The 26,172-nt window shown below is 52.5% G+C and carries 20 protein-coding genes; 10 read left to right on the forward strand and 10 right to left on the reverse strand.

Going from position 1 to position 26,172, the window contains the following annotated elements:
- The first annotated feature begins 50 nt into the window (after nt 1-50).
- The gene (locus SH668x_RS17070; protein WP_437186267.1) at nt 51-2,984 is read left to right on the forward strand and encodes a hypothetical protein; all 2,934 of its coding nucleotides are present in this window, start codon (nt 51-53) and stop codon (nt 2,982-2,984) included.
- Between the two features lie 126 nt (nt 2,985-3,110).
- On the opposite strand, the gene SH668x_RS17075 is transcribed toward SH668x_RS17070, so the two are convergent.
- Nucleotides 3,111-4,958: a hypothetical protein gene (locus SH668x_RS17075; RefSeq protein WP_437186268.1), complete on the reverse strand. Its 1,848-nt coding sequence runs from the start codon at nt 4,956-4,958 to the stop codon at nt 3,111-3,113.
- A 254-nt stretch (nt 4,959-5,212) separates the two neighbouring features.
- On the opposite strand from SH668x_RS17075, the gene SH668x_RS17080 reads away from it, so the two are divergent.
- A complete protein-coding gene (locus tag SH668x_RS17080) occupies nt 5,213-6,445 on the forward strand; it encodes a tetratricopeptide repeat protein (RefSeq protein WP_437186269.1) in 1,233 nt (410 codons plus the stop codon).
- Between the two features lie 11 nt (nt 6,446-6,456).
- On the opposite strand, the gene SH668x_RS17085 is transcribed toward SH668x_RS17080, so the two are convergent.
- Entirely contained in the window at nt 6,457-7,113 is a 657-nt protein-coding gene (locus SH668x_RS17085; RefSeq protein ID WP_437186270.1) for a lysophospholipid acyltransferase family protein, read from the reverse strand.
- Nucleotides 7,110-7,886 carry a hypothetical protein gene (locus tag SH668x_RS17090; RefSeq protein WP_437186271.1) on the reverse strand — a complete coding sequence of 259 codons (777 nt, stop codon included), beginning with the start codon at nt 7,884-7,886 and terminating at the stop codon, nt 7,110-7,112. The genes SH668x_RS17085 and SH668x_RS17090 overlap by 4 nt, the downstream gene beginning before the upstream one ends.
- Before the next feature lie 480 nt (nt 7,887-8,366).
- Between SH668x_RS17090 and SH668x_RS17095 the strand changes: the two genes are divergently transcribed.
- The 6 genes from SH668x_RS17095 to SH668x_RS17120 all read left to right on the forward strand — a co-directional run bounded on the left by SH668x_RS17095 (nt 8,367) and on the right by SH668x_RS17120 (nt 15,348).
- Complete coding sequence (locus tag SH668x_RS17095; RefSeq protein WP_437186272.1) at nt 8,367-8,555, forward strand: hypothetical protein; 189 nt, start codon at nt 8,367-8,369, stop codon at nt 8,553-8,555.
- Nucleotides 8,556-8,642: 87 nt separating this feature from the next.
- Nucleotides 8,643-9,782, forward strand: coding sequence for a L,D-transpeptidase family protein (locus tag SH668x_RS17100; protein ID WP_437186273.1), 1,140 nt, complete (start codon nt 8,643-8,645; stop codon nt 9,780-9,782).
- A 95-nt stretch (nt 9,783-9,877) separates the two neighbouring features.
- Nucleotides 9,878-10,513 carry a 2OG-Fe(II) oxygenase gene (locus SH668x_RS17105; RefSeq protein ID WP_437186274.1) on the forward strand — a complete coding sequence of 212 codons (636 nt, stop codon included), beginning with the start codon at nt 9,878-9,880 and terminating at the stop codon, nt 10,511-10,513.
- 330 nt (nt 10,514-10,843) lie between these two features.
- Entirely contained in the window at nt 10,844-12,583 is a 1,740-nt protein-coding gene (locus SH668x_RS17110; RefSeq protein WP_437186275.1) for an Hsp70 family protein, read from the forward strand.
- A 76-nt stretch (nt 12,584-12,659) separates the two neighbouring features.
- On the forward strand, nt 12,660-13,910 hold the full coding sequence (locus SH668x_RS17115; protein ID WP_437186276.1) for a hypothetical protein: 1,251 nt from the start codon (nt 12,660-12,662) through the stop codon (nt 13,908-13,910).
- Nucleotides 13,900-15,348: a J domain-containing protein gene (locus tag SH668x_RS17120; RefSeq protein ID WP_437186277.1), complete on the forward strand. Its 1,449-nt coding sequence runs from the start codon at nt 13,900-13,902 to the stop codon at nt 15,346-15,348. Before SH668x_RS17115 ends, SH668x_RS17120 begins: the two co-directional genes overlap by 11 nt.
- A 7-nt stretch (nt 15,349-15,355) precedes the next feature.
- Here SH668x_RS17120 and SH668x_RS17125 read toward each other — a convergent pair whose 3' ends face one another.
- From SH668x_RS17125 to SH668x_RS17135, 3 genes are all read right to left on the reverse strand, one after another.
- Nucleotides 15,356-16,780, reverse strand: a complete 1,425-nt coding sequence (locus SH668x_RS17125) for a sigma-54-dependent transcriptional regulator (RefSeq protein WP_437186278.1) — start codon at nt 16,778-16,780, stop codon at nt 15,356-15,358.
- Nucleotides 16,781-16,914: 134 nt separating this feature from the next.
- Nucleotides 16,915-17,439, reverse strand: coding sequence for a Dps family protein (locus SH668x_RS17130; RefSeq protein WP_437186279.1), 525 nt, complete (start codon nt 17,437-17,439; stop codon nt 16,915-16,917).
- 48 nt (nt 17,440-17,487) lie between these two features.
- Complete coding sequence (locus SH668x_RS17135) at nt 17,488-18,480, reverse strand: alpha/beta hydrolase (protein ID WP_437186280.1); 993 nt, start codon at nt 18,478-18,480, stop codon at nt 17,488-17,490.
- A 359-nt stretch (nt 18,481-18,839) separates the two neighbouring features.
- Between SH668x_RS17135 and SH668x_RS17140 the strand changes: the two genes are divergently transcribed.
- On the forward strand, nt 18,840-19,640 hold the full coding sequence (locus SH668x_RS17140) for a zinc-dependent peptidase (RefSeq protein ID WP_437186281.1): 801 nt from the start codon (nt 18,840-18,842) through the stop codon (nt 19,638-19,640).
- Nucleotides 19,641-19,647: 7 nt separating this feature from the next.
- On the opposite strand, the gene SH668x_RS17145 is transcribed toward SH668x_RS17140, so the two are convergent.
- Both SH668x_RS17145 and SH668x_RS17150 read right to left on the reverse strand, forming a co-directional pair.
- Nucleotides 19,648-20,616, reverse strand: coding sequence for a ZIP family metal transporter (locus tag SH668x_RS17145; RefSeq protein ID WP_437186282.1), 969 nt, complete (start codon nt 20,614-20,616; stop codon nt 19,648-19,650).
- 246 nt (nt 20,617-20,862) lie between these two features.
- A complete protein-coding gene (locus SH668x_RS17150; protein ID WP_437186283.1) occupies nt 20,863-21,615 on the reverse strand; it encodes an SDR family NAD(P)-dependent oxidoreductase in 753 nt (250 codons plus the stop codon).
- 96 nt (nt 21,616-21,711) lie between these two features.
- Here SH668x_RS17150 and truA point away from each other — a divergent pair, with 96 nt between their 5' ends.
- On the forward strand, nt 21,712-22,575 hold the full coding sequence (gene truA / locus SH668x_RS17155; RefSeq protein WP_437186284.1) for a tRNA pseudouridine(38-40) synthase TruA: 864 nt from the start codon (nt 21,712-21,714) through the stop codon (nt 22,573-22,575).
- 1 nt (nt 22,576) lies between these two features.
- Here truA and polX read toward each other — a convergent pair whose 3' ends face one another.
- Complete coding sequence (gene polX / locus SH668x_RS17160; RefSeq protein WP_437186285.1) at nt 22,577-24,298, reverse strand: DNA polymerase/3'-5' exonuclease PolX; 1,722 nt, start codon at nt 24,296-24,298, stop codon at nt 22,577-22,579.
- Nucleotides 24,299-24,411: 113 nt separating this feature from the next.
- Nucleotides 24,412-25,914, reverse strand: a complete 1,503-nt coding sequence (locus SH668x_RS17165; RefSeq protein ID WP_437186286.1) for a hypothetical protein — start codon at nt 25,912-25,914, stop codon at nt 24,412-24,414.
- Nucleotides 25,915-26,172: the final 258 nt, after the last annotated feature.

Consider the following 26,172-nt stretch of genomic DNA (forward strand, 5'->3'; position numbering starts at 1 on the left):
CACCAATCGTTCGCATGGAAGCACTCTCCAAATGAAGGTTTTCGCGGCAAATGACCGCTCGTTTCTCCGGTACCCGTCAACTTTCCCGTCGTCGACGTCGCCTCGCTCAGGAAGCCTGCGATCTCGGGGCGCCCAATCATTCCCAAAAAGCGCAGCGAATCGTCACCGACGTGCAAATGCCCGGTTCTGACGGTTTGTTCGATGCAAAAGCCAATAAATCGCCGAGAACGTTGATCCCCAGCAGCTGGAAAGCGATCGCTGCGATTGGACTCGTCGGCTTTTTCATGCTGTTTATCGTGATTTGGCTAGGAGCCACATCCGCGGGTGCACGCTACGGGATCGCTGAAATCGCATCCCTCACTAACGGAGCACTACCACGCTACTTCAGCACTGCTCTGCTACTTGTTTGCACGCAGCTATCACTCCTCATCTACTGGCATCGCTCCCGCAGCCGAAAGGACTTTCTGGGGCGATATCGAATTTGGGGCTGGGCGAGCTTGTTTTGGGGAATTGCCTGTCTTGCGACTGCCACACAATTCCACGAAGAGCTGATTAGCAAAGCCCGGACGATCATCCCTTTCAACGGCTGGCGCGGGGATCATCTCTACTGGTTTTTACCACTCGCAATTGGCTTTCTGACCATCAACAGGCACATCGGCCGTGAAGTCCGCCCCTCTCACCCCAGCGTGGTCTCATGGCGCATCAGCACGGTTTTGGGTGTGATGCTCGCTGGCCTGTTTTTTGGCTTCGATCTGTTGGTTCCTTCATCCTGGCGTGTCTCGTTCATTGCCTGCGTCACGCTCATTTGGCAATTCTCAATTGCCCTGACCTACCTAATTCACTCTCGTTACGTTACTCACGTTACGAACGAAGCAAGTGGTAAATTCCCATCGCTTTACGTTCGTTTTTGCCGAGCGACTAAACCGTACATGCAACGTTTCGGCGAGCAGATTCTCAGCTTCCCGATCAAACGAGGATGGCTCGACTTCGCCCAACAGAGTGAGGGCGAGTCAAAGTCGGCCGATGCTGTGTCTCGAGCGGAAGTCAAGAGGGCGACGGCCAAAACAAAGGGAGCGCCAGACTCCCCGACTCCCGTTAGCGAACCTGCTGAGCCCGGGAAGGGGCTGCTTGAGCGCATTCGGAACGCGATGCCCTTCAAGTGTTCCGCTGGCGCCAACGCTGAAATCGAGGCGAAATCGCAAGCGTCAATCCCTGAAAGCAAACGATCAAACGCGAACTCGACACAGGTCCGTGCAAACGAGTCATCATCGGAGCAAACATCGCCAATTGGTGTTGACGATATCGTGAAAGTCGGGCTTTTGACCCGGATTCGAAATCGCTTCATCAAGACTGGTTCGGCTGATCTCGAAGTAGCTGCATCGACAGCACCAGAGGTTTCTGCAACGAGCGTTACGACGAACGCAACAGAAGTCGGTGAACCGTCCAAGTCTGCATCCGGCTGGAGTAAGTTCAATCCGCTCAATAGATTGCGTAGCAAGGCATCTGCCGTTGAGGCCGACTCGGAAGTGGAAGCACTTGCTGCCAATCCAATCCCTCAGACGCCTGAGAAAGCCGCTCCACAAGGAAACACTGCTCTGCAGCCTGACAGCGTCGCAGACTCCAAGGACGGGGAATCTCAGCCTGCGAAGGGCTGGGGTAAATTCAATCTATTCAGCAAATTGCGCAGTAAGAAGCCAACCGTCGACGGGGAATCGGACGGGGAAGCCATTTCTTCCAATTCAAACCCGGACAAGGTGGACAAAGTCGTTTCACAAGCAAAGGCTACTCGTCAGCCTGGCATCGTCGATGAATCCGAAGGCAGTGAATCCAAGCCTGCGAAGGGGTGGGGTAAATTTAATCCACTCAATAAGTTGCGAGGAAGCAAATCGGTCTCTGAAACTGATTCGCAAACAGAAACGATTGCTGACAACGCTCCCCTGAAACAGAACGCGATCGATGCTCAGGGTTCAGGCAAGACAGTTGTGACTGGCGTTGCCCAACCTGAAGAGCCGCCTGCTGAAGCGAAAACGAGCTGGGGTAGCAGGCTGATGACCGGCCTGATCAAAGGAAAGGCCCAGCCAGCAATCGAAGCAGAGTCGGAAACTGGGGTTTCGGCTCCAGCATCTCCAGCCGCATCGGCTGTGAAAAGCCAATCATCTGCGACTGAGGTCAAGGAAAAAACCAAAGTCAATTCTCAGGAAGCCGCAGCAGATAGTTCCGAGGCAGATGCCATTTCTCCAGCTGGCTGGGGAGAGAAAATGAAGACTGGCCTGCTGGGCCGTTGGAAACGTCGCGTCGATGAGCCAAAAGAAAGGAGCGACGTCGTCCCAGCTCCACATGTGTCAACTTCCACTCAACCGATCGTTCAGGCAACACGAAACGCCCCACCAGCAACCCCGGTGGCAACGACAGTTGTCGCTCCACCTTCACAAAAGGTGGCAGAGCCAATTGCGAAACCGGCCACGACTCCTGCTCCTCCAAAGGTAGAAGCCAAGCCTGTTCCACCTGCACCCAAAGAGGAGCCCAAAGCCGTTGTCGTCGCTCCGAAGGTGACGCCGGCACCGGTGGTGGAAGCGCCAAAAGTGGAACCGAAACCTGCTCCCACTCCACAATCCAAGCGTTTGCCCAAAGTTCAGCTGGAAGAAGATTTCGAGCCGGCCCCGATCTGCGATGCATGGGAAGAGCCTCAACCTGTACAGGAAGCACCGAAGGTTGAGCCCAAGCCTGCACCCGCCCAGCAATCCAAACGACTCCCCAAAGTCGTACTGGAAGAAGAACCTGAACCGGATCAGAGCTATGACTGGGAAGTACCGGAGCAGTACGTCGAGCCAGCAGCACCTGCAAGAGACCACAAACAGTCCAAGAACAAGATGGATTACACCAACTCTCACGATGACTATGACGACGAGGAGAGTGGAATGTCTGCCAAGGCTCGCAAGAAGCAAAAGAAAAAGCAGCGTCACAATCGATTCGATGAGGATTAACCCGAATCACTGGCGAGCTCAGGATTTCGACCGCCGGAATGTTCTTCTCTGCATGTAAAACAAAAAGCACCCTTCTCAACGAAGGGTGCTTTTACTTTTCCAGTAGACCAAATCGCCAGAACGCGATTACTTGCAGCCGTCACATGGGGTCACGGGTGCACAGTCTGCTCCAGTCGCGGTTTTGACTGGAACCTGAACGGTCACTTTTTCTTCCACCATTCGACAGACCTGTACATCGACTTTCTTCTGCACTTGAACGGGGACCTTGACGTTCACGGTCTCTGTCTTCTCTTCAACCACAGTATCGTAGACAGTGACGTCAAAACTTTCTTCGCGAGTCTTGGGAACAGTGACGTTCACTTCGACTGTCTTCTTCTTAGGAACCTGAACGACTTTGTTCACCAAATACTTCTGCACACGCTTCTCGGGAACGCAAGTCGTCACATCGTAGGTGTACTCTTCCTCGCGACTGATCTGCTTTGCGACCTTTACCATTCTTTGTCGCTCTTCCGATTTGTACTCGGTGACGTTGTAGGAGTAGTCGACTTCTCGCTGAACGACTTTCGGCACCTTTTGGGTGATGACGCGTTCTTCAGGACGGCAGACCTGAACCGTGTAAGTGTACTCTTCGGTCTGTGGAACCTGTTTGCACACTTTCACATTACGAACGCGAGTCTCCTGTTTGAACAGGGTGACATTCTCTTCGAATTCCTCAGTCCGGGGCACAACACGGCACACCTTCTGGGTAACCTGTCGCACTTCAGGCTTGCAAACGGTGACATTGACTGTTGCCTGCTCATCAACCCAGACCTGCTTGCAAACATTGACGGACTGAATCTGCGTCTGAGCAACCGGCACGGTGACCTGATACTGGAACTGCTCCTGACGACAAACCGGCTTGCAAACGTTGTGGATCACTTGTTCCTGAACGATGTTCGGACACCAGACACGAACGCATTTTGTGCAGCATGGATTGTTGGGATCGGGAATCTGACGGGTTACCCAGGTTCCAACGTCTTTGCAGACGGTGTGGGCACGCTGCTCAGTCACGCTGTCGACAACCGTACGTGTTCCGGTTCGTACTTGAACCTGCGGAACATAAACCGTCACGTTCTGCTGAACCGTCTCCTGAACCAGCTTTGGAACCTTGCGGGTCACGACACGTTGTTCCTGAACAGGAACCATAACAGTGACGTTGGTGACCACATCTTCCCAGACTGTGTCGTTTACAGTGCGAGTTCGCTTACGAGCTTCAACGTAAGGGACGTTGACGATGAACGACTGCTCAACGTCTTCCCAAACGGTCTTATAGATGGTGCGGCTTGCTTTTCGGGTCTCGGTCCCCGGGACCATCACTGTCACTTTCGAACTGACATCATCCCAGACGGTGTCGTTCACAAGTCGTTTCGCATTCTTCGTGACGACAGTCGGGACGTTCACGTGATAGACCTGCGGGACTTCTTCCCATTTACATTCGTTCACAATCCGTTTTGCTGTTTTTGTTTCCGTCTTCGGAACCATCACGGTGTATTCTCTGGTCTTCTCTTCGCTGACCGTCTGGCACTCAACGTATTCGACTTCGCGGGTCTGCTTTTCCACGTCGTAGTAGGTCACAGATCTGACTCGTTTTTCAGTCCGTGGCACCTGTCGGCTGATCTGATACTTGCGGACCTGTTGCTGGTCCTGCCACTCCGTCACGGTCACATCGCGTGACTCAGTCACAGTACGAGGAACCAGAACGACTTTTTCCACTGTCTGATATTGTGGCCCAGTAGCCTCTGGAACTGGATGCGATGCAACAGCAACTGGAGCGCAGCCGCCGGTGTAGTTCGCACATCCGGCTGTCACCGTCGACGCACATGGAACTGAATAAGCCGCCTTCTTGTGTCGTCGATGCCAGCCGCGGTCGCCGGCGTCCGCCACACTGCCCAATGTCGCGACGACGATTGGCAGTACCCAAATCAAGGCCTTCATGATTCTCCCCCCAACACGATGCCAAAACTCAACGGGAACCCCGTGCCCGACGAATTCGAATAACCCACACATTTTCGCAGGAAATTTTCAATCTGCGACAGATTGATTAAAGAAACATGCGACTTTAGGTAAGATACGCACAAAGCGATGGTTCGCAAGACTTATGTGTTGGAATATTCGCACATTTCGACAACATCGTTTCTTACTGCAAAGCCATACCCAAACGCACAGAATCACCACTAATGCGCACAACAATGAAGTGGTTTGCCGTAATTCCGTTTCTGTTCTCGATTGCTGCCACGCCAGCGATCGGAGCAGAGGGTGTCATCAGCCCGCCCCAGCGATTCATTGTCTCGAAAGATTCCGCCCCGCTGATGATCGGCGATGATCTGTCCAAAACAGTTCCCTTGGGAACTGTTCTCTCTGCGATCCGTAAAAACGCCAACTGGCGATACTCGCCAGATCAAAAAGGCTGGATTCATCTCCGGGATCTGGTTCCAGTGCAGAGCGCCGTTGAAGAGTTCACACAGCAAATTGAAAAGGATCCGAGTCCGCGGAGCTACCAATTGCGGGGCATCGCTTGGATGACACAGGAAGCATGGGAAAACGCCATTAGCGATTTCGAAAAAGCGTATGAGCTCGGAGAAAGTTCGGTTGCCCTGCATCTGAATCTGGGAGCCTGTTACAGCCGCATCGGGGATGTCGCTCAGGCGATTTCAGAATACGACGCGATTCTCAATGCCTACGCAAATGATTTTTCAGCGTCGATCGCTCGTGGAAATCTGCTGATTCAACAAGGCCAGTTCAAAGCTGCCCTCAGAGATTTTGAAGCAGCTCTCACAACCGATGCACATTCAGCTGAAGCACATCACTGCCGCGGCATCGCGCTCAGAATGCTGGGGAGATATGAAGATGCGATCCTCGCGTACAACCGGGCGATCGAAGTTGATGGAACCAGAGCGGACTCACTCGGAAATCGAGCTTACACTCACAAAGAGATGGGCAACTACGACAACGCGAAGAGGGACTACGAAGCGGCACTCGCGATTGCTCCGGATTCGATTCCGATTCAAAACGATCTCGCGTGGATGCTGGCGACGTGTCCCGACAGCAAATTTCGAAATCCCCAACGCGCCATTCAACTGGCCGAGGCATTCTGTCAGGAAACGAAGTATTCCGATGCAGAATATCTCGACACGCTCGCGGCAGCTTATGCGAGCCAGAACCGGTTCCCCGAAGCGATAGAAGCGGCCCGCCTTGCGCTCACGACGCTCGGCGAAAATCCTGCTGTAACAGAGGTCCAGGCTCACCTCGACCTCTATCTTCAACAAAAGCCGTTCATCGACGCTCAATCCAAGGTCGTGGCTCCGGCTGAAGAGACCGCTCCCGCTGCTGAAGAACAGCCTGTCAAAGAACAACCGAAAAGCGAGATCCCCGAGGAGAAGGCCCCCTTGATTGTTCCGGAACAGCCGAACGAAGCGAGTTAATATGAACTTTGCTACCAGGCCGTTGCTTCAGCAACGGCCGCTTCAATACGATTTTTGACGACCTCGAGGAACTCTTTTTCGCGCCCTCGCTGGCAAAGTTCTTCGAGTTCCTCAGGCGTGATCACTTCACCGATCACAACGCGAACCTGACGCATCCGAAACCAGAGCGCCCCCCGAGGAAATGCGTTCCCTGCCCCGGCGATCCCAACAGGGACAACAGGGACCTTTGTTCTTCGAACAATCGCCAGAAAGCCCGGCTTCAATTTCTGAAGTTCGCCATTACGACTGCGAGTTCCTTCTGGGAAAATACCGACGTAGTACCCCTGTTGGATTCGTTCGACGGCGAGCCGGATACTCTCCGTCGCAGCTGAATCACGCCGAATGGGCATGACGTATGTGTTCCGGAGAATGGCCCCGATGACTGGGACGTGAAACAGGTTGTGGCGGGCAAGATAGCTGACTGGTCTCCGCAAACCGACGGCGGTCACCAGGGGGTCAATAAAGCTCTGATGATTGATCAGCAGGAGAGCGCCGCCATCCGGGAGTTTTTCCTTCCCGCGAATGCGATATCGGAAAGCGAATACAAACAGATTCTGCATCAAGAGCTGAATGGATCGCCAGACCCAATTTCTCGCTCGACCGTTCACCTGGCCTCCGACGCTCGTCATTGCAGACTTGGTCCATCAGCAAGAACACTGACTCGTGGAACTTCTCCCGGACTTTCTACAAGTGAAACGATCCGTGGGGACAACTCCGTGGAGTCAGCATTGGGAACCAAAAACTGACAGCAACGCGTGCCGTCTGTCAGCGAATGAACGGTCGACAGGTCTTGCGGACGCACGATGATTCTTTCCCCGGACTCTGTCTGCAGTTTCGCCTGAGCCAAGCGCGCCAACCGCTCAGCCGCGGGAGTTCCGCCGACCATGACCACAGCCCGGACATTCTCCAACCGACCTTGAGCTGAGTAAAGCTGTCGATTCCCCGTAGCTTCAGGAAAACGTGAGGCGAGCAGACCAACAGCATGTCCATCGAGTCGGTACGTCTTGTCAGCGGTGCGAATACGGATAATGGTGTCACCTGCTCCACGAATGTTGCAGCTCAAACCATTTCGAATTGACTCCTCTCGAATCTCAGCGGAGATGCGATCTGTCGTTAACCGGGCGAGCCCATCTTCGTTCAGAAGCGAATTGACCAGTTCTTCGACCTGATTGCGGGTCAATTGCCCCCAGATCGCCCCTTGCCCGATGCGAACCTGAACTCGACCACCGGCAAAGATTGCCACTTCTGGATCGAAAATTTCCCCCTGATCGACATACCACATTTCAATCACAGCGACCGATGGGTCTTCTGGAATGGCGACACCCTGAGCCAGTTCAGCGGCCACGAGCAGTGGGCTGGCACAGGCGGTCAGGAACAGGCAGATCCAAAATCGAAATGACATGACAATTCACATTCAGGTTTGACTGCTTCAGGTGAACTTCAAACAACCAATTACCCCGAGTGAGCCCCCTCAAACGCATTCACCAAAATTGATAAACACATCGTTTCAAGGAGTTACGCTCAATTCCTGGAAAGAAACCTTCTCTCCATTTCAAAGGATCGACCTTTCAGCGAGCACAAGATTACCCCAAAATCGCCAGTCATCACAACGTGAATTTACCCGCAAACCAACACACCCACTTCAATCGCAAACACCGCCACAATAGTCAATTTGGACGAAGCCGGTCGTTTGTCATTCTGCAGCAATCCCTCCCGGATCCCCAGAGTCCAAGCACGAGGGAGGTCGAATTCCATTTCCGCGTCCGTCATCCATCTCCCAATGTCGACGGTCAAATGCTGTTGATCGCTTTTTTTGATTGAAGTAAGTTCCGAGTCCCATCCTGCATCTTCCCCAGATGCACATTCCCTCGGAAGGACTCCGATGCGTTTATCTCTCTGCACCCTCATCCTGATTGCGTGTTGCAATAGCGGTTGCCACCTCTTTGATTGGGCTGCTCCGCATAACCTTTGGAAGCTGAATCGCCAACCTGCGATGGGTGGTGAGGATGGCTATTTCAGCGTCCCCGCTCAGGTCACACCACTTTCTGAATCTGAGGCACCTCAGAAATAGTAGCCGTCAATTTCAATTCCTGCCGTTAGTGATCGTCGAATTCATCCGACGCCCTCTCTTACGTCATCGCCAAACGGATTCAGCGATATGTTTGATCCAGCAGTTCGCCGCCACCCGGTACAGACATTTCAATTCTGGTTCATCGTTCTGACATGCTTTGTCGTCGTCGTTTGCTGGAAACTCGACTTCTTTTCGGTTCCACATGCTCCGCTGCCGGTGGTTGTCTCAGAGGAGATGCCTCTTCCACCGCTGAACTCAGAGCCAATTTCAGAGGAAATCGAAGACATTGCTCCGGTTCAAGGTGAAGAGCCGGCCTTCGTGAACGCTCTGATTGCATCTGAACAGGCTGACGCAGCGAATTCCGCAGATCAAAACGCCGACGAGGTCGTCGCTCAGGAGAATCATTCCAACGCAAACGAGATTCAACTCGCGAAAGCCGAGCCGAATATTACCAGAGGAAAAGTTGAACATGCCGATGCAGAGGTGATCAACGACAACGGCAAACCATCCGCCGTCACCGCTGCGAAGGAGCTAAACTTTGAAGAAGCTGACCGATTGATTGCAGAAGGGAAGGATGTCGCTGCCCTGCGATTGATTTCTCAATGGTACTGGAAACACCCGACACAACGTCCGCAATTCATCAACCGCCTGCAAGTTCTTTCTCGTCGCGTCTACTTTGCACCGACACCGCATTACCTCAATCCGCACATCGTCACGTTCGGGGAGCGCCGGGAAGCGATCGCCCAGAAATACAAGATCACTCCGGAATACCTGTCAAAAATCAATCACCTTGATGCCAAGCCGTTGAGTGCCGGGCAGCCACTTAAAGTTCTGCGTGGCCCATTTGCAGCGGTCGTTGACATCAGTGACTACGAAATCACCATTCATTCACAAGGGTATTTCATTGCGAAGTTTCCCGTCGGATTCGGGTCGGACATGGAGATTCCTGCGGGGTCCTATCGCATCACCGAGAAGCAGATGAACCCGCACTACAACGGACCGTCTGGAACGATTGCGAATACGGACCCATCGAATCCACTAGGAGCGCATTGGCTGTCGGTAAATGACGCGACCGACGCAGTTCAGGGGCTCGGCATTCACGCCGTCAAAGAACCTCAGTTTATTGGGAATTCCGGGGGTCCCGGGGGAATCCGCATGCATCCTCAAGATGCCGCTGCGGTGTATGACCTCTTGACCCAAGGGGCCGAAATCATTATCCACAAGTGATGTTCACGATTCGTTGAACATTCCCAGCACGTGATTTCTCTCAATCCAGATGGCAATCACCGTGACGACATCAATACCAGCGAAGGATTGCCGGCATGTCTATTCTTGATCTCGATCGGCTCCGTGACACCGAAGTTACCAAGACCCCGTTTGAGTACCTGATCGTACCGGATTTCGTTCGCCCGGAAGCACGACCTGCGATCCTCAACAGTTATCCAGAGATCCTGGATGGCGGAAGTTTTCCCCTCTCGTCGCTGCAGTACGGAGGAGAATTCGGGGCGTTCTGCGAAGCAATCCGCAGTCCTGAAGTCGCTCGAATTTTCTCTGAAAAATTCGGCGTGGATCTTGTCGACCTGCCAACGACAACAACGGTTCGGGGTCGCTGCCGCAAGAAGGATGGAGTTGTTCACACAGACAGCAGAACCAAAGTGATTACCGTCCTGATCTATCTTAATGATGGATGGGCGAATGACGGCGGCCGCCTCCGCCTTCTCAACTCTAATAACATCGATGACATTGTCACTGAAGTTCCACCCGATGAAGGAATCATGGTTGCCTTCCTCAATCGGGAAAACGCCTGGCATGGTCACCTTCCATTCGAAGGGGTTCGTCGAGTCATTCAATTGAACTGGGTTGTAAACGAAGCCGCTGCCCGATCCAGCGCATGGCGTCACAGCTTGTCAGCGTTTTTCAAGAAGACATTCCGTCGCCAATCGACAGCGACCATGTAATTCAAAGTTGATCACTAAAATAAAGAGCGGACGTCTTAGGCGTCGGCTCTTTTTTTATTCAGCGTTGTTCAATACTCATGACATCACGATGTGTCACGCGAATGCTCAACCAGAAAGATGAGCACGCAGCGGGCCTCGTCCGAAAATGCCGTGCCCGACGTTTTTCTGAAATGCCAAAGGCCAGTGCGCTGAACCTAAAATGGTTCCGCGTGTCTCATCTCGATCGCGATCACCGAACTCGCTGTTGTCTCGCATCCAGAAATCAATCTCGATATCGTAATTATCGGATTCTCTTCGATTGATATTTATTCCTGCAAGAATCAGTGATTTATGCCTGCGACAGTCGGTATTGATTTAGGGACCACCAATTCGCTGATCGCTGTGATGCAGGCCGATGGTCCGAAACTGATTCCCAACGCGCTTGGTGAGTTTCTGACTCCTTCTATCGTCGGGGTGGACCAATCAAATGAAATTCTCGTCGGCGCTGCTGCCAAAGAGTATCAGGTGATGCATCCAGTCCGCTGTGCATCCGTGTTTAAGAGGCACATGGGAAGTGATTGGACCGTCACACTCGCAAAGCAAAAGTTCACCGCTATCGATCTCTCCAGCTTCGTACTACGTTCGCTGAAAGCAGATGCGGAGTCATTTCTAGGCGAACCTGTTCAATCTGCGGTGATTACAGTTCCAGCCTATTTCAATGAAGAACAACGCCGGGCCACCATCGCGGCGGGTCGCATGGCTGGTTTGCAGGTCGACCGCATTCTCAATGAGCCGACTGCAGCAGCCATCGCGTATGGCATGCACTCCGACGATGAAAAACTCGCAGTCGTGCTGGACCTCGGGGGAGGCACCTTTGACGTTTCAGTACTGGAAATGTTCGAAGGGACGCTCGAAATTCGATCATCCGCAGGGGAGATTTTCCTGGGCGGAGAAGACATCACGAATACCTTGGCCTCTCAGGTCCTCAGCAGGAACAGCCTGACATACGAGTGGATTGAAATGCGGGAGCCACTCCGACTCTCTCGCCTCCGCCGCGAGTGTGAGATGGCGAAGCGTAAATTGACCCGCGAAGACTCTGCAGAGATCCGCCTTCCCGATGCGAAAGGTGGACTCTCGGAATCCTGTCCACGGCTGGTCGTGACACGGGAAGATCTTCGTGTCTGGTCCGATCCGATCCTCGAGCGAATCGTGATGCCAATTCGGCGCGCTCTCGGCGACGCGAATGTGAAGCGTGAGCAGATTGACGAGATTATCCTCGTAGGAGGGGCAACCCGAATGCCTGCGCTTGTCGACAGAGTGAAAGAGCTATTCTGTCAGGAGCCACGTTGCTCCCTGAACCCCGATGAAGTCGTCGCACTGGGAGCGGCAGTACATGGTGGAATCATCGATCGACACGAGACGCTCAATGAAATGGTCGTCACTGACGTCTGCCCTTTTACCCTGGGAGTCGAGATTTCGAAAGAAATTGGCGGCGACAATCAGGGGGGATTCTACCTTCCGATTATCAATCGAAGCAGCACAATCCCGATCAGCAGAGTCAGTGTCGTGAACACTGTGCACCCGAACCAAACCCAAATGAAAATCTCGGTTTATCAGGGTGAGTCGCGGCTAGTCAAAGACAACTTGTTATTAGGAGAGTTTACCGTCACCGGAATTCCACGAGGTCCGGCCGGACAGGGTGTCGCATTGCGATTCACCTACGACTTGAATGGAATTCTCGAAGTCGAAGCGACCATCTCTGAAACAAAGAAGAAAGTCAGCCATGTGTTCACCCGACATGCAAAGGGGCTGAAGCCGGATCAGATTAAACTGGCGGTCGAAAAGATGGCTGCATTAAAAATGAGCCCCCGCGATGACGCTGCCAACAGTTTGATTTTGAAACGTGCGGAACGACTTTATGCCGAACTCCCTCTTCGTGAGCGAGGAATTCTGGACGCCATGATTTCTGGATTCGAGGAAGTTCTCGAATTAAGAGATCAGCAAGCAATCGTCGCCTTTCGCGAACGATTGACCGAATTCCTCTCGATGTATGATTCTTCTAATGAGGACGACTATCAGTCTGAATGGTAGGTCCTTTAATGCCAGCCATTGGTGAGATTCCCCATAGAGAGATGTCGCAGAATTCCGTTATTCCCAGGGAACCGTCATGTCTGATTCTCCTCTTCAACAGCGGGCGGCAACGCAGGAATCACTGGTCATCAGCAATGAACATCGAAAATGGGCAGCGGAGGTACTCGAGCTTTCTCCTGAATTTTCACCGGAGGAACTGAGGCGAAAAGCTCTCCACAGGCTGCAACATGACGAGCAATTTATAACAGACTCAGATACGGACCTCGCAATCCGTCTCCTGACCGCGTCCGATCGTATCGTCGTTCAGCGACGGGACGAACAGATTCTGCGGCGAGGTCATCACAACTCCCAAAATGCAAAGTTTCACGCATTCTGCCTCGAGTTCCCCACGCTCACCCCTGAACAAAGGCGGACTCGGATCGCTGCATGGTCAGATCAGGCGGCAGACAATCAGGCGATCACGTCCAAACTCAGACAACTTGAAAAAGTAGCGGACGTTCAGCTCGACGCTGACGAGTCGGTCCCACAAGAGGTGTTGGAACTCGCGAAGATCACACTGAGGTGGTACGCAGCGTGGCGGCAGCATCGCGCTGACATCTATCAAAATGATGTGGAGCCGTTGTTCACTCAACGGAAACAATCTCAGGCAAACGCGAAGTTACTGATAACACACTTCCCGAGGCTCCGCCTTGCGGGGGGAGACTGGCTTAAGGGTCTTCTTAACGGGTCTCCTCCCAAGGTCGAAATCACCGGCAGGAGACCTGAATGGGCAAAGAAAGTCGACAAGGAGACTGCTCAGACGAATGGCGGATCCGGATGGATCGGCTATCTCTGTGTTGCTGTCACGGTCATCGCTGCGACATCGGCCTTTCGGTCGTGCATCTCGCCTGATCTTCGACCGCGAAACGAACGCATCAATCGAGGTGGCAATCAACTTGAACGCAATCTCAATCACTTCCGCCTCGTACAGCAAGGTCCGCCTTCCGCTCGCGATTTGAATAACTATCGCAACTCGGTTTCATTCACCATGCTTCGCCTGGGTGAGCTGAGCACACAAATCGTTACTCTGCGAGAAAAGCAAAAATCGGAAGAGGAGAACTCGGAGCTTCAGGTTCTGGAAGAAAAATTCGCTGAAATGCTGGCAGCGATGAATTCCACCAGAATCCTAATGGGAGAGCCTGTGTTGAACCTGTCCCCTGAAAAAATCTTCGAAATCAGAAAAGGGAGAGACAGGCCACTTTCAGACGGAATTGAATCGATTTTGAGCCCTACTGCCCCTGTCACTCGTCCAGAACACATAGATATCGAATCTCACTATGGAAAATGAACTCCCGGACGATCTTTCGAAGTGGCCGACTGATCCCTATCAGTTATTCGGCGTCCCGAAAATTGTTGACCTCAAGACGATCAAAAGGACTTACGCACGCCTCATCCGAAAATTTCAGCCGGAACATTTTCCTGATCAGTTTCAGCGAATCCGGGAGGCGTACGAGACACTCAAAACTCATATCGAATGGCAGGATCGTTACGATCACAACTATGAGTCGAATTCGGAATCAGTCACAGCCAGCTCATTGCCAATCAATGAGGCAGAGATCTCTGCTTCCAACCATTCTGGAGCAGATGCCAGTGCAGTTCTGCGCCCCGACAGAATGGAGATCGCATGGGAGCACGCCAAAGAGGGCTCGCTACGCCGAGCCTATGCTGAATTGCTCGAGTTACAGCGACTGCGCCCTGAGGATGAAGAAATCGCGATCCGGTTGTTCTGGCTGCGACGCTGCTTCGATGACAGTCAAGAGAATCAGAGTGCGATCGACCTGATCATGCCCTGCCTGCAGAAGCAGGGAGTGCAGGGACGATTAGGGCAACTCTTTATAGATCAGGCAGAAGGCGATCCGAATGAATATTTCAATGATCGATTTCCATCACTTCTCACCAGTCCTCATTCAAAACCAGCCAGGCATGCTCTCTTTGAGGAAAGATGGCGTCTGGCGATTCTCGATAAGAAGCCCAAGATCATTATCGATGACCTCAAGGAGATGGAACAATACTACATCGATGACATCGGTGCATGGCTCAGTCTGCATGTCGCTGGCCTAGTCTCTCTGGTTCATGCGATCAACTGCGACACAGCTCGACAGGTGGATCAACTCAAGAAATCGTTTGACACGAATGAAGAACATGGATTGAAGTACTACTGGATTTTCGACTCGTTCGACGAAACTCTTGGCCTCTGGCGCGAACGGCAGAGATTAAAAAAGCAGGTGAACGGCAAGCAAACACCAACAGCGATCGTCAAGCATTTGGAGTCGATCTTGAGAAATCGGCTTCGCGCAAAACATGACAGGGAAAACGCGACTCTAAAACAACTCCGGATGCTCCCTCAGCAGCCGGAAGCGGGGTTGGCTCTACTCGACAAAATGATGACAATCGCCCCCACGATCACATCGCAGCTCCTGCAAAGTGCACAGGAAATCTGGTATGCACGCGATGAGACCGATCCTCGCCAGGTTGACATTAAGGCTGCAATTCTCCGAGACCGTCTCCTCGTACTATGCAGCTCAGGCCAAAGGGCCTATCTCAATGAAATCCGAGGAGCGTTAGCGTATTTCTGTATCGCTCACCACGTCGATCCGGGGCTTGTGATTCACCATCTATTCGTGATCTCTTCTGATCAAAATGGGAATCGTCACCTTGACATTCAGCAGCTCAAGCGTGACTTTCCATTGCTGATCTGGATCTACGGGCAACTCCTCTGTTCTTAAGCAACAGTCAGTTGTCATCGCCCTTTAATTCTCCTTCATCCATGCCATGTTTGCGCAGTCGTTTTCGCAATGTTTCGCGATGAAGGCCAAGTAGTTCTGCTGCCAGTTTGCGATTTCCTCTCACCGCCGACAGTGCCGTTTCCAAAATGGGCGGTTCGAAGATCTGAAGGAATCGCTCATAAAGCAAACTGTTCAGATCGTCCTTGTTGATGAGGGGAATCTGTTCTTCAGCCCAGACTCGAAGTAACGCCAGTGCGTCATCAATAAGGGATTGACTTGGTTCGGTCGCTGAAGCCATCTCGGCCGGCAGACAGTCTGGTGTAATCAACCCACTACGGCTGATCACGGCAGCATGTTGGATCGCACTTCGGAGCTCACGCACATTTCCACGCCATTGACGACGCTGTAGCTCAGCGATTGTCTCAGCACTCAGGGAGATGCTTCTCTCTGGCATCAATTGCGAGAGGAATCGTCTTGCTAGCTGTGGAATATCTTCGGGACGTTCACGCAGTGCAGGAACATGAATGCGAAACACATTCAGCCGATAGTACAAATCCTGGCGGAACTCCCCAGAATCGATTCTGGACAACAGCGACTGATGTGTAGCAGCCACCAATCGAAAGTCAGATTGATAGCCTTGATCACCACCCACTGGAAAGATCTTGCCATCTTCAAGAACACGCAGCAACTTCACCTGCTGAGCTAATGACAGATCGCCGATTTCGTCAAAGAACGCTGTCCCTTGATGTGCCTGCTGTAACAATCCGGGGCGTGTTCGCTCAGCACCTGTAAACGCCCCCTTCACGTGACCGAAGAGTTCGCTTTCCAGAACTGCTTCACTGAGTGCCGGAACACAAATCGGGATAAACTTCTCTGCATCTCTTCGGCTGTACCGATGAATGGCTCGGGCGACCAACTCTTTACCGACGCCACTTTCCCCCGTAATCAGGACGGGTACATTTAATTGCGAGACGAGTGCAATTTGGCGAAATACCTCCTGCATGCTGCGGGAGCTTCCAACAATTTCAGTCTGCCAATCAGAGTTTACCTGCTTCGGCTGCTGGGCGACTCGAGAGCTTTCCAAAGCGCGCGCCACGATCGCAACGGCATCGTCGAGATCAAATGGCTTGGGGAGATAGTCGAAAACTCCCTGTCCAAGTGCATCCACTGCCAGATCAAGACTTCCAAACGCGGTCATCAGAATGACAGGCGTTTGACGATTGTTGCTGCGCATGCGTTGAATGGCAGAGAGTCCATCCATTCCTGGCAACCGGTAGTCCAGCAGAATCAACTCCGGATCGAACGTGTCGATCGCCTGCAACGCTCCTTCAGCAGTCGAGACAGAGGTGACGGAATGACCGGTGTCTCCAAGCGCCTGTTCGAAGGACCAGCAGATCGAAGGTTCATCATCAACTACCAGAATCCGGCTCATGAAAAGTCACCTTCAGCAGCGCTGATTGTTTTTTATCAGAGTTGTCGCGAAACCTGCTCAACTCCTCTGAAAGTATACTTTGTGTAGTCCGAAATCCGAACCACACAAAGTTTCAAAGTCGGCGCTTGCTGAAGTTATTCAGGCTGGATCGACTCAAACAGGAACCAGGTGCGACGCTCTCCCTCGTCGACCCAATTTTCGATCAGACTGGCAGTTGCGATATCTCCATGCTCATCGCAAATCTCGTGGGCCTCTCTCAAAGCACGCACGACCTGTGCGTTGTCCTCAGCAAGCTCCTTGAGCATCTCGGAAGCCGAGACGAATTCCTCGTCGTTGTCTTTGATGCGTTGATACTTTGCAATCTGTCCGATTGAGCGAAGGCTCGTTCCGCCAATTTTTCTTGCACGTTCAGCGAGATCGTCAGTCATCCCGAAAATCTGTTCCGCTTGTTCATCGAGAAGCAGGTGGTAATCCCGAAAATGCGGACCGCTTAAATGCCAATGAAAATTCTTTGTCTTCACATAAAGGGCGAACGCATCTGCGAGTAACGCTCGCAGCTCTTCGCAAATTGCTGCCACTCCCTCAGCGGAGAGATCTGTTGGAGTGCTCAGCTGGGATGGAACTTTCGATCCTTTAGCACTGCTCTTGTTTTTGGCCATCTCGTTTTCTTTACAAATGAACCGGGTTTCAAAGTGAGACAAACAAACTCATGACTTGATCAATCGTCTTTTTAACTCTTCAGCAACCTGAACCAGCGCAGACTCAACAGCCGGGACATCCGCGAGTGGATTCAACAAGCCCCAGTCGTGGATCATGTTGTTATAGCGAGTCACTGTCACATCGACTTCGGCGGAATCGAGCTTTCGAGCGTACTCCTCTGCCTCGTCCCGGAGCACATCGTTCCCGGCGGTCTGAATCAGTGCGGGGGGCAACCCCTTCAACTGCTCCACAGTTGCTCGCAATGGGGAGGCGTAAATCTGCGCTCGGTCTGCAGGATTTGTTGTATAGTGATCCCACATCCACTTCATCATATTGCGAGTCAGGAACCTTCCTTCCGCAAACTCCTCATAGGAGGGAGTGTCAAAAGAGGCGTTCGTCACTGGCCATAACAATCCCTGAAACTTGAGCTGAAAGTCACCACGGTCCTTGGCCATCGATGCGACGACCGCTGCCATGTTGCCGCCGACGCTATTCCCGACAACAGCGAGTCTTGCTCCATCAACATTGATTTCGCTCCCGTGTTGAGAAACCCATTTTGTCGCAGCGTAGGCTTCTTCAATTGCAACGGGATATTTCGCCTCAGGGGACGGTGTGTAATTCACGAAAACCGCAGTCATCCCTGAATAGCTGGCAATATCCCGCACCAGTCGTTCGTGTGTCGGATAATCGCCCAGCACCCATCCTCCACCATGAAAGTACATGAACGCGGGAGTTGTTCCACTAGCAGTTTCAGGGCGAACGATCACCAGCCCGATCCGCTTGCCGTCCTGCTCAATCGTCTTCTCTGTCACCGTCGCTGGCCTGAGCTTCACTGATACCGATTTCTGAGCACCGACCAAAACCTGTCTCGCCGCCTCTGGCGAGAGCGTCTCCATGGGCTTGCCCCCTGAAGTATTCAATGTATGGAGAAATTGTCGCGTTCTGAAATCGACCCCGGAATCTGAAAGAGCGTCATAGTTCGACATGGAATTCTCCATCATGCTGAATTGAAGAGTGTGCCCACGATCACCGTTCTATGATGGTTCAATTTGACCATGTGACCAGCGACTCTCTCTGATTCTGGTCACGAATGAGCAAACTTTTCAAATGACAACGCAAGCGCAGCTCCACCGATTGAGAGACGATTTGCGTTGCCGCAAACTGCCAATTGCAATGATCGGATGGATGAAAAGAGATTGGCTGGGCAGTTTTGCGTACAAACTGCCGACAACGCGACAATTCCAGACCACTCGTTGAATGCGCTGCTGCCTATAATCAGTTGAGTTGGCGGAACTGGTACCCGGTCCATGTTGAGTATTCGATCCAAGTTCATCAACGGGACGCCACGCAAAGGCGACACATGTTTTTCAATTGGCTGAAGAGTCGACGCCGTGCACAGATTCTTTCCAATGCGATCTCGCAGCGTTGGAAAGAACTGATCTCGTTACGTGTTCCGCAAGTTGATTTTCTCAAAGCGGCACAACGCGAGAAGCTTTATCGCCACACTCAGATTTTTGTCGCTGAGAAAAACTGGGAAGGGCTCAACGGCCTGACTCTGACTGAAGACATGAAGGTGACGATTGCTGCAATGATGGGACTCCTGGTCTGCGGCTTCAGGGAGGACGAGTACTTCGATCATGTTCTGTCGATTCTTGTTCAGCCTGGAGCGTACGTCGCGAAAAGCCGTCAGCAAATCGGCACGGGAATGATCATCGAAGGACAACAAGCCCGTGCAGGAGAAGCGTGGTATCGTGGTCCCGTGATCGTCTCATGGGAGGACGTGAGCGCCACTGCGGAGAACGAAACGTTTGGACATAACGTTGTCATTCATGAATTCGCACATCAACTGGACATGTTGAACGGGCGCATCGCAGATGGCGACCCGATCATGGAAAGCGATGCCCATTTCGATCGCTGGGACACCGTGATGGGCTCGGAATACAACAATCTCATCAATCGCTATCAAAGCGGCCAGCGAGACGTCATCGACCATTACGCCACCACCAATCGGGCCGAATTTTTCGCTGTGACAACCGAGATGTTCTTCGAAGCGCCGACTCCTCTGCGCTATTGGCATCCAGAAGTGTATGAGCAGCTCTCAGATTTTTATCGACTCGATCCCGCGAGTTGGGGGACGGAAGGTGACTCTACGCTCGACTGAACTGCGATTACTCAGTTGGAAGTTGTTGAGGTACAGCTGAACTGCTGTCCGACTTCAGGTGCTGGAAGTCAAACTCAATCGGATCTCGTAATTCTCTCGGAGCGTGAGTCGCTTCTGGTTCGAGAAAACCAATTCCCCAGGCCAGTGCGATCCCCAGAAGCAGAGAGATACTCAGGGGGATGCGATGGTGCGAATGAAACTCCATTTCTGGAAGTAAATCACTCAGCGAGATACACAGAAAGACTCCCGCGGAGAATGCGAGCATTGATCCAACGAGGATTGCTTGTTGATCAACAAGCCACCCAGCGCTGACGAGAAACAGTGCTGCTCCGAGTGGACACATAATGGCGAATGTCGCATTCACAATAGTCTGCCAGTATGCCGGCCAATTTGAAGCACGCATCAGTGCGGTGATTGACAGTGCATCAAGCGGCTTGTGGAGAACAATCGCCAGAAATGTTCCCAAACCCATGATCCATCCGCCGGTTGTGTGCATCGACTCTGCTTCGAGGCTCGCTCCGAGTGCCAGGCCGTCAATCAGCGTATGCACCGAGAGACCAATAAAGACTCCCAACCAACCGAGTTCCCCGGGAACAGTCCCTTTCTTTGAATGGGCATGTTCATGATGGTGGTGTCCTGCATGATCGTGGTCGTGGTCATGGTCGTGCTGAACAGCAGGGAGTTGCTCGGGATCGTGATGATGAAAATGAAATGTTCGAAGGAGGAAAAACATGACAACCAGCCCCAGCATCATGCACAACATCGCACGATCGAGCTGATTTGAACCAAGGTAGGAGATGGCGTGTGGCAAGAGATGGAAGAGCGCAATCCCCAGCATCAGCCCACCGACGAAGCTGATTAAAACCTGCATTCTCTTATGCGTCAGTTTGATAATCTGTGGTAGGCGGCCGCCAATCAGCGATGCCACGACGATCAAAAAACAATAAACCGCGAGCGTTAAATAGGTAGACGACATCGTCGAGCTCTTAAAACGAAGGTGCTCTTCAAGCCTGCACCGGGAAAACCTGCCATTCTAGTCAGAATTTCAAAAATGTCCCGCCCAACTCAACGAAGAGGTGACCGACTCCCAAATAAACCCCAGAATGCGAGCCCGACATCCCATCCACGTCTGCAAATTGGTCGCCGAAAACATCTCTGCGATCACTCCCCGGCATTGCAGAGGCCTGGTCACGGCGGCGTGAGCTAGGCAACAGAGTTCGGGCTAAAGGATCTGGTCGAGTGGAGGAGTCCGAATATCCGCGTACTTTCCTGAAGGGACCAGCTTCGGAAGTTCGTTGATGATATTGGCCAGCCGAGGAGCGATTTCGGTACTGTCGGGCATCGTTGACGTCCCCCGAGCTAATCGCAGTTTCTGAAGGCCCGGATAACGAGCGTCCGGTGGAAGCGAGCAGAGTTGGTCCTGCATCGCAGTGTCCACAAGTCCTGGAGCGAGTGCGCAGAAATGCGTCTCAGGACGCTCCGTCGCAGCCAATTCTGTGAACATATTCAACGCTGCCTTGGAGATGGCATATCCACCCCACCCTCGCAATGCCCGTTGAGAGGCCCCCGACGACATCAAAACAATTTGAGAAATCGGATCTGCGAGACTGAACAGAACATCCAGAATCGATTTGTTGGCCCACAGATTGACCTGCATCACCCGCTGCATGTCTGCGAGTTCCTGTTCCTGTAGATCCCCAAATGGCCCGAGAATTCCGGCATTCAGAACGACCAGATCCAAGGGCTGGCGCTCGGGAAAGAGTCGACGCAAGGATGGAGCGATTTCTTTTTCCCGACTTAAATCACAGTGGGCGAAATGAAAGTCGACTTTCTTTCCCAGATCCGGTGCATTTCGACTGATACCATACACCGTCCAGCCCCGCGTCAAGTATTCTTTCGCCAGACCAAGGCCGATCCCCGAACTGATCCCGGTGATCAAAACTCGTCCTGCAGTCGTCGTAATATTGTTATTCATACGTTGAGACTCGATTCCGGTGTTCGTTCAAAGCCCCTGGACACCTTTGAAATCAGCGACGGTGCCGATCCCCGCCGACATTACTGATTGTGAAGTATGACAGTTCCAGACACAAATAATCCTCCCCAAAAGAACATTCGTATTCGCATCGCCTACGATGGCGCACGCTACGCGGGCTGGCAGGTTCAACCGAATCTGGAGACAGTTCAAGGACACGTTGAGGCAGCAATCCAATCACTCTCCGGAGAAGAGGTGCGATTGCTCTGCGCAGGGCGAACCGACTCCGGTGTGCATGCACTGGGGCAGGTCGCCAACTTCTATACGACGTCCCGGATCCCTGCAGAGAAATGGCGGCCTGCACTTCAGACTCGACTCCCCGAAGATATCGTGATTCTGGAGACCGACGAAGTTCCGATGGATTTTCACGCGACATTCTCCGCGAAGTCCAAACGATATCGCTATCTCATTTTGAATCGAAAGGTGTCTGACCCCTTTCTCAAGCAGTATTGCTGGCAGATCGGCTATTCGCTGGATGTCGACGCGATGCAGCAGGCAGCGGATTCACTCTTGGGAACGCATGATTTCCGCAGTTTTGAAACGAACTGGCCCAACAAAGCGAGTAGCGTTCGGACCATTAAAGATCTCATCATCCAGCGGCGGCATCTCTGCGAAGTCTTCACTCCATTTTCCCTGACGCATCAACAAGCCAACCCGCCCGCAGGCGACGGCGATATCATCAGCATAGAGATTGAAGCGGATGGATTTCTTTACAACATGGTCCGCGCTATTACCGGGACACTGGTGAATGTCGGAAGAGGTTCATGGACAAAAGAGGACGTGGAACGGATTCTCGTTGCGCAGGATCGTTCTGTTGCGGGCAATACAGCACCAGCGTGGGGCCTCTTTATGGTGCGTGTTCACTACGATGAACAGAATCTCGGAGCGGTAATCTGGGACTGACTTAACGCTTCGCTCGCAGTCGTTTTTTGAACTCACTGATTGGCTGCGCATTCGCAACATCCTGCTTGGTCAGTCCGGCTCGTCGAGCCTGATGCACTCCATACACCATCAGGTCGTACTCCTGAACTGAATGGGCATCGGTGCTGATCACAATCGGAATCCCCTTCTCTTTCGCAGCAGCAGCATGGACCTCAGACAAGTCCAGCCGATAAGGATTCGCATTGATCTCCATCATCACGCCATAGTCTGAAGCAGCCTGAAACAACGTGGGATAATCGATGGCTGCCCCTTCTCGACGCCCGATGATTCGCCCACTCGGATGCCCGATGGCATGCACATTTGGATTCTTGATCGCGTTCAGCAATCGCTGCATGATCAACTCACCAGACTGCCGCAATCCATAGTGCAGCACGGCGAGAACCCAGTCTGCTTCGGCCAGAACATCATCTGGCAGATCCATCTCGGCGTTCTCAAGAATGTCGCATTCAATCCCGAGAAGCACTTCGATGTCGGAATACTCTTGCCGGATCTCGCGAATCTCTGCCCAGTGAGCACGCAGTCTCGCGGAATCGAGACCGCGTGCCATGGCTACTCGCTGCGAGTGATCGGTGATGGCGATGTACTTCAATCCCCGCGTCCTCGCCCCTTCAATCATTTCGCGTATCGTGGCTGCTCCATCGGTAGCTGTCGTATGCATATGCAGATCCCCCTGCATGTCGGACAGTTGGAGCAAGGTTGGGAGTTTTCCTGTCTCGGCAAGTTGGATCTCACCACGATCTTCCCGCAATTCCGGGGGAATCCAGTCGAGACCAAGTGCTCGATAGACCTCCTCCTCCGTTCGCCCGGCAATCAATTCTTCTCCACGAAGCAGACCGTATTCATTCAGTTTGAAACCACGGTCAATTGCCCGTTTTCGCAGTTCGATGTTGTGTTCCTTGGACCCGGTGAAATACATCGAAGCGGCGCCGAAGGACTCTTCCGGGACGACTCTTAAATCAAGCTCAATTCCACTGAGGAGTTTGACACGCTGCTTCGTCGGGCCACGCTGAATGACTGATTGAACCCTCGGGTTAGCTGCAAGTCGATCCATCGCTGCCTGCGAGTCGGGCGCAATCACGAGAACGTCGAGATCGCCACATGTTTCCTTCCAGCGACGGCAACTCCCAGCGACACAACATTCACTGATGGACTCGAGTTTCAGTAGATCTGCCACGATCGCATTCACGTCGTCAAGCGCCTCAACAAGGAGAGTTCGTTGACCAAACTTTTCGACTTCTGCGAGTCCTGCGAGAATCGCTTGTTCTGTCTTTTTCCCGAATCCTTTGATCCCTGCGATTCGCCCCTCGGTGGCGGCAGCCTGAAGGTCTGCGAGCGATTGAATGTTCAGTTCATTGTGGAGCACAGCAGCCTTTTTCGGACCTAGCCCCGGGATGTTCATAATCTGAAGCAAAGCAGGAGGAAACTCCTCCCGCAATTCCAGCAAGAGGGGGAAACTCCCTGTATCGACCAGTTGAGCAATCTTGGTCGCAATATCCTGTCCAATCCCCTGAAGCTGCTTCAACTCAGCTTTGTTTCGTTTGGCAATTGCTGAGACATCGTCGGACAAATCTTCGAGAGTGTGTGCCGCGTTGCGATAGGCTCGAATCCGAAAAGTGTTTGCCCCCTGCAGTTCAAGCAGCTGAGCGGTTTCTTCGAAGATGCGAGCGATTTCGAGATTGTTCATGGTCGAGGATGTGTCATTGCAGGAAAAACTCAAACGAAAACGGGAGCCGTCTGACTGACGACTCCCGATTTCATTTCGATACCAGGCCCCCGGATGATTGAGGCGGGGAGCGACTATTTTTTGCTTGATGAATCAAACCTCTTGGAAGTCTGGCCTGTTGAACTGCCGGACGAATTGCCGACTCCGGAATGCTCCCGCCGGGTCTGTGCACCATTACGGAGGTTGAATTTCTGCTTCGAGTTTGCGTCGTAGTGAATGGACTGCTGCTCGTAGCCAATGTAATTCAGGAAGTCGTTGAAAGTGATTACCTTCACTCCGCGACGAAGTGCATCGTTAACTAGCTGACGGTGCTCTTCTCGCACTTTAGAGATCTGTTCCTGCTTTTCCGTGTCGGATCCGGGGAAATCTGTTGGATCTTCGATCTTACCGATGACGAGAAACTTGGACTTCACCGAAAGTGTCGAACCTTCTGGAACACGATTTCCCTGATCGTCGATCTCGACTTCGACATCCGATCCTGCAGTATTCAAGATGGTGTGCAAGTATTCGCGATCACTCTTGCCATCGCCATCGATATCAACAATACCGACGAATGAGAAGAATTCCTTGTTCCCCTTCGTCCAGATTGGAGAGTAGATCGGATCGTTCGCCTGAATTGGGCGACTCACGTCATCCTTGATAATATTCGCACGTGCGAGGTGAGGCCCAAGAATTTCAATGACTTCGATTTTGCCTTTGATGTCAGCACTTCCACGACCAAAGCCCTGATTGCTTCGTGTGTACACAGAGAAGCTGACCTGTGTACGCAAACCGTCATCTGATCCGAGGTTGATCCAGACTGTTCGTGTGGTGTTTTCGACGCGAACGATCAAGCCATCAGGCTTGTCGAAACTCTGGTTTTCAAGCGAGGCTAATTGTCCGCGTTGGAAGCGTACAATGTTCTCGAATTCCTGAATCTCCGCATCCTTGACCTTACGGACAGACTCAAGTTCATCTTTCAGTGCTTCGCGATCGCGTTGCTCTTTGTTGTAGAGATCGCGGAACTTGGCAATCTCTCCATCTTTCTGAGCCAGGAGTTCGTTCTTGGTTGTCACAACGTCAGTGAGCTGAGCCTCCGAAGAGGTCTGAGAAGCAGAAATCTCGGCGACGCGATTTGCGTGGGCGGCAACTTCCTGAGCCAGCTCATTCCGGACAGCTTCGAGCTGAGCCTGGCGTTGAATGTTGTTCTGGTCCTGCGAGTTCAGAGCCGCTCGCAAGCTTTGCAGAGTCGCTGCGACAGTTGGAGCAGCGGCGCTTGGCTGGACGTATTCTTTGCCGTATAGAGCAAGGTCCCGGTTCAAAGAACCAATGACTGAGTTCGGCGTATTGTCGGTTTCAGCACCAACCGCTTCGAAATCGGTGTAACCGAGTTTCTTTTTCAACAGCGTGATTTCGTCGAGCACTTTCCGAAGCGCATTATCTGAAGTGCTGGCAGTTGTGCGTGCCGCTGCCTCAGCCAGAGCAAGCTTCTGGTTTTCCTTCGCCATCATGTAGCAGACCAACCCCAGAATTAGGGTGATCATTACTGAAATGGCCAAGGAAAAATGGACGGCGGTTGGCTTTGACGAAGCTGCCATCAGGGTCCCCTTAAAGGCATTGTGAATGCCTTGATGGAAATGGATTTTATCTGGAACCGCAGCCGTCGTCCTTGAACAAACCGCGAGAGTCGGAATCAGGTCTGGTCTCTGTCGACGACCGTATCATTGGTCTCAACTTTATCGAACAGAAAGAGTTCCAAAGTCATTGTCGATTGAAACCAAGGGAAACTTCAACCCAGATTGCCGAGTCGAAACAACCGGAATTTCAGTCCTCTCGTGAACGTAGTGAATAGGAGG

This window comes from Planctomicrobium mucosum (genome assembly GCF_051466335.1).
GTDB lineage: Bacteria > Planctomycetota > Planctomycetia > Planctomycetales > Planctomycetaceae > Planctomicrobium.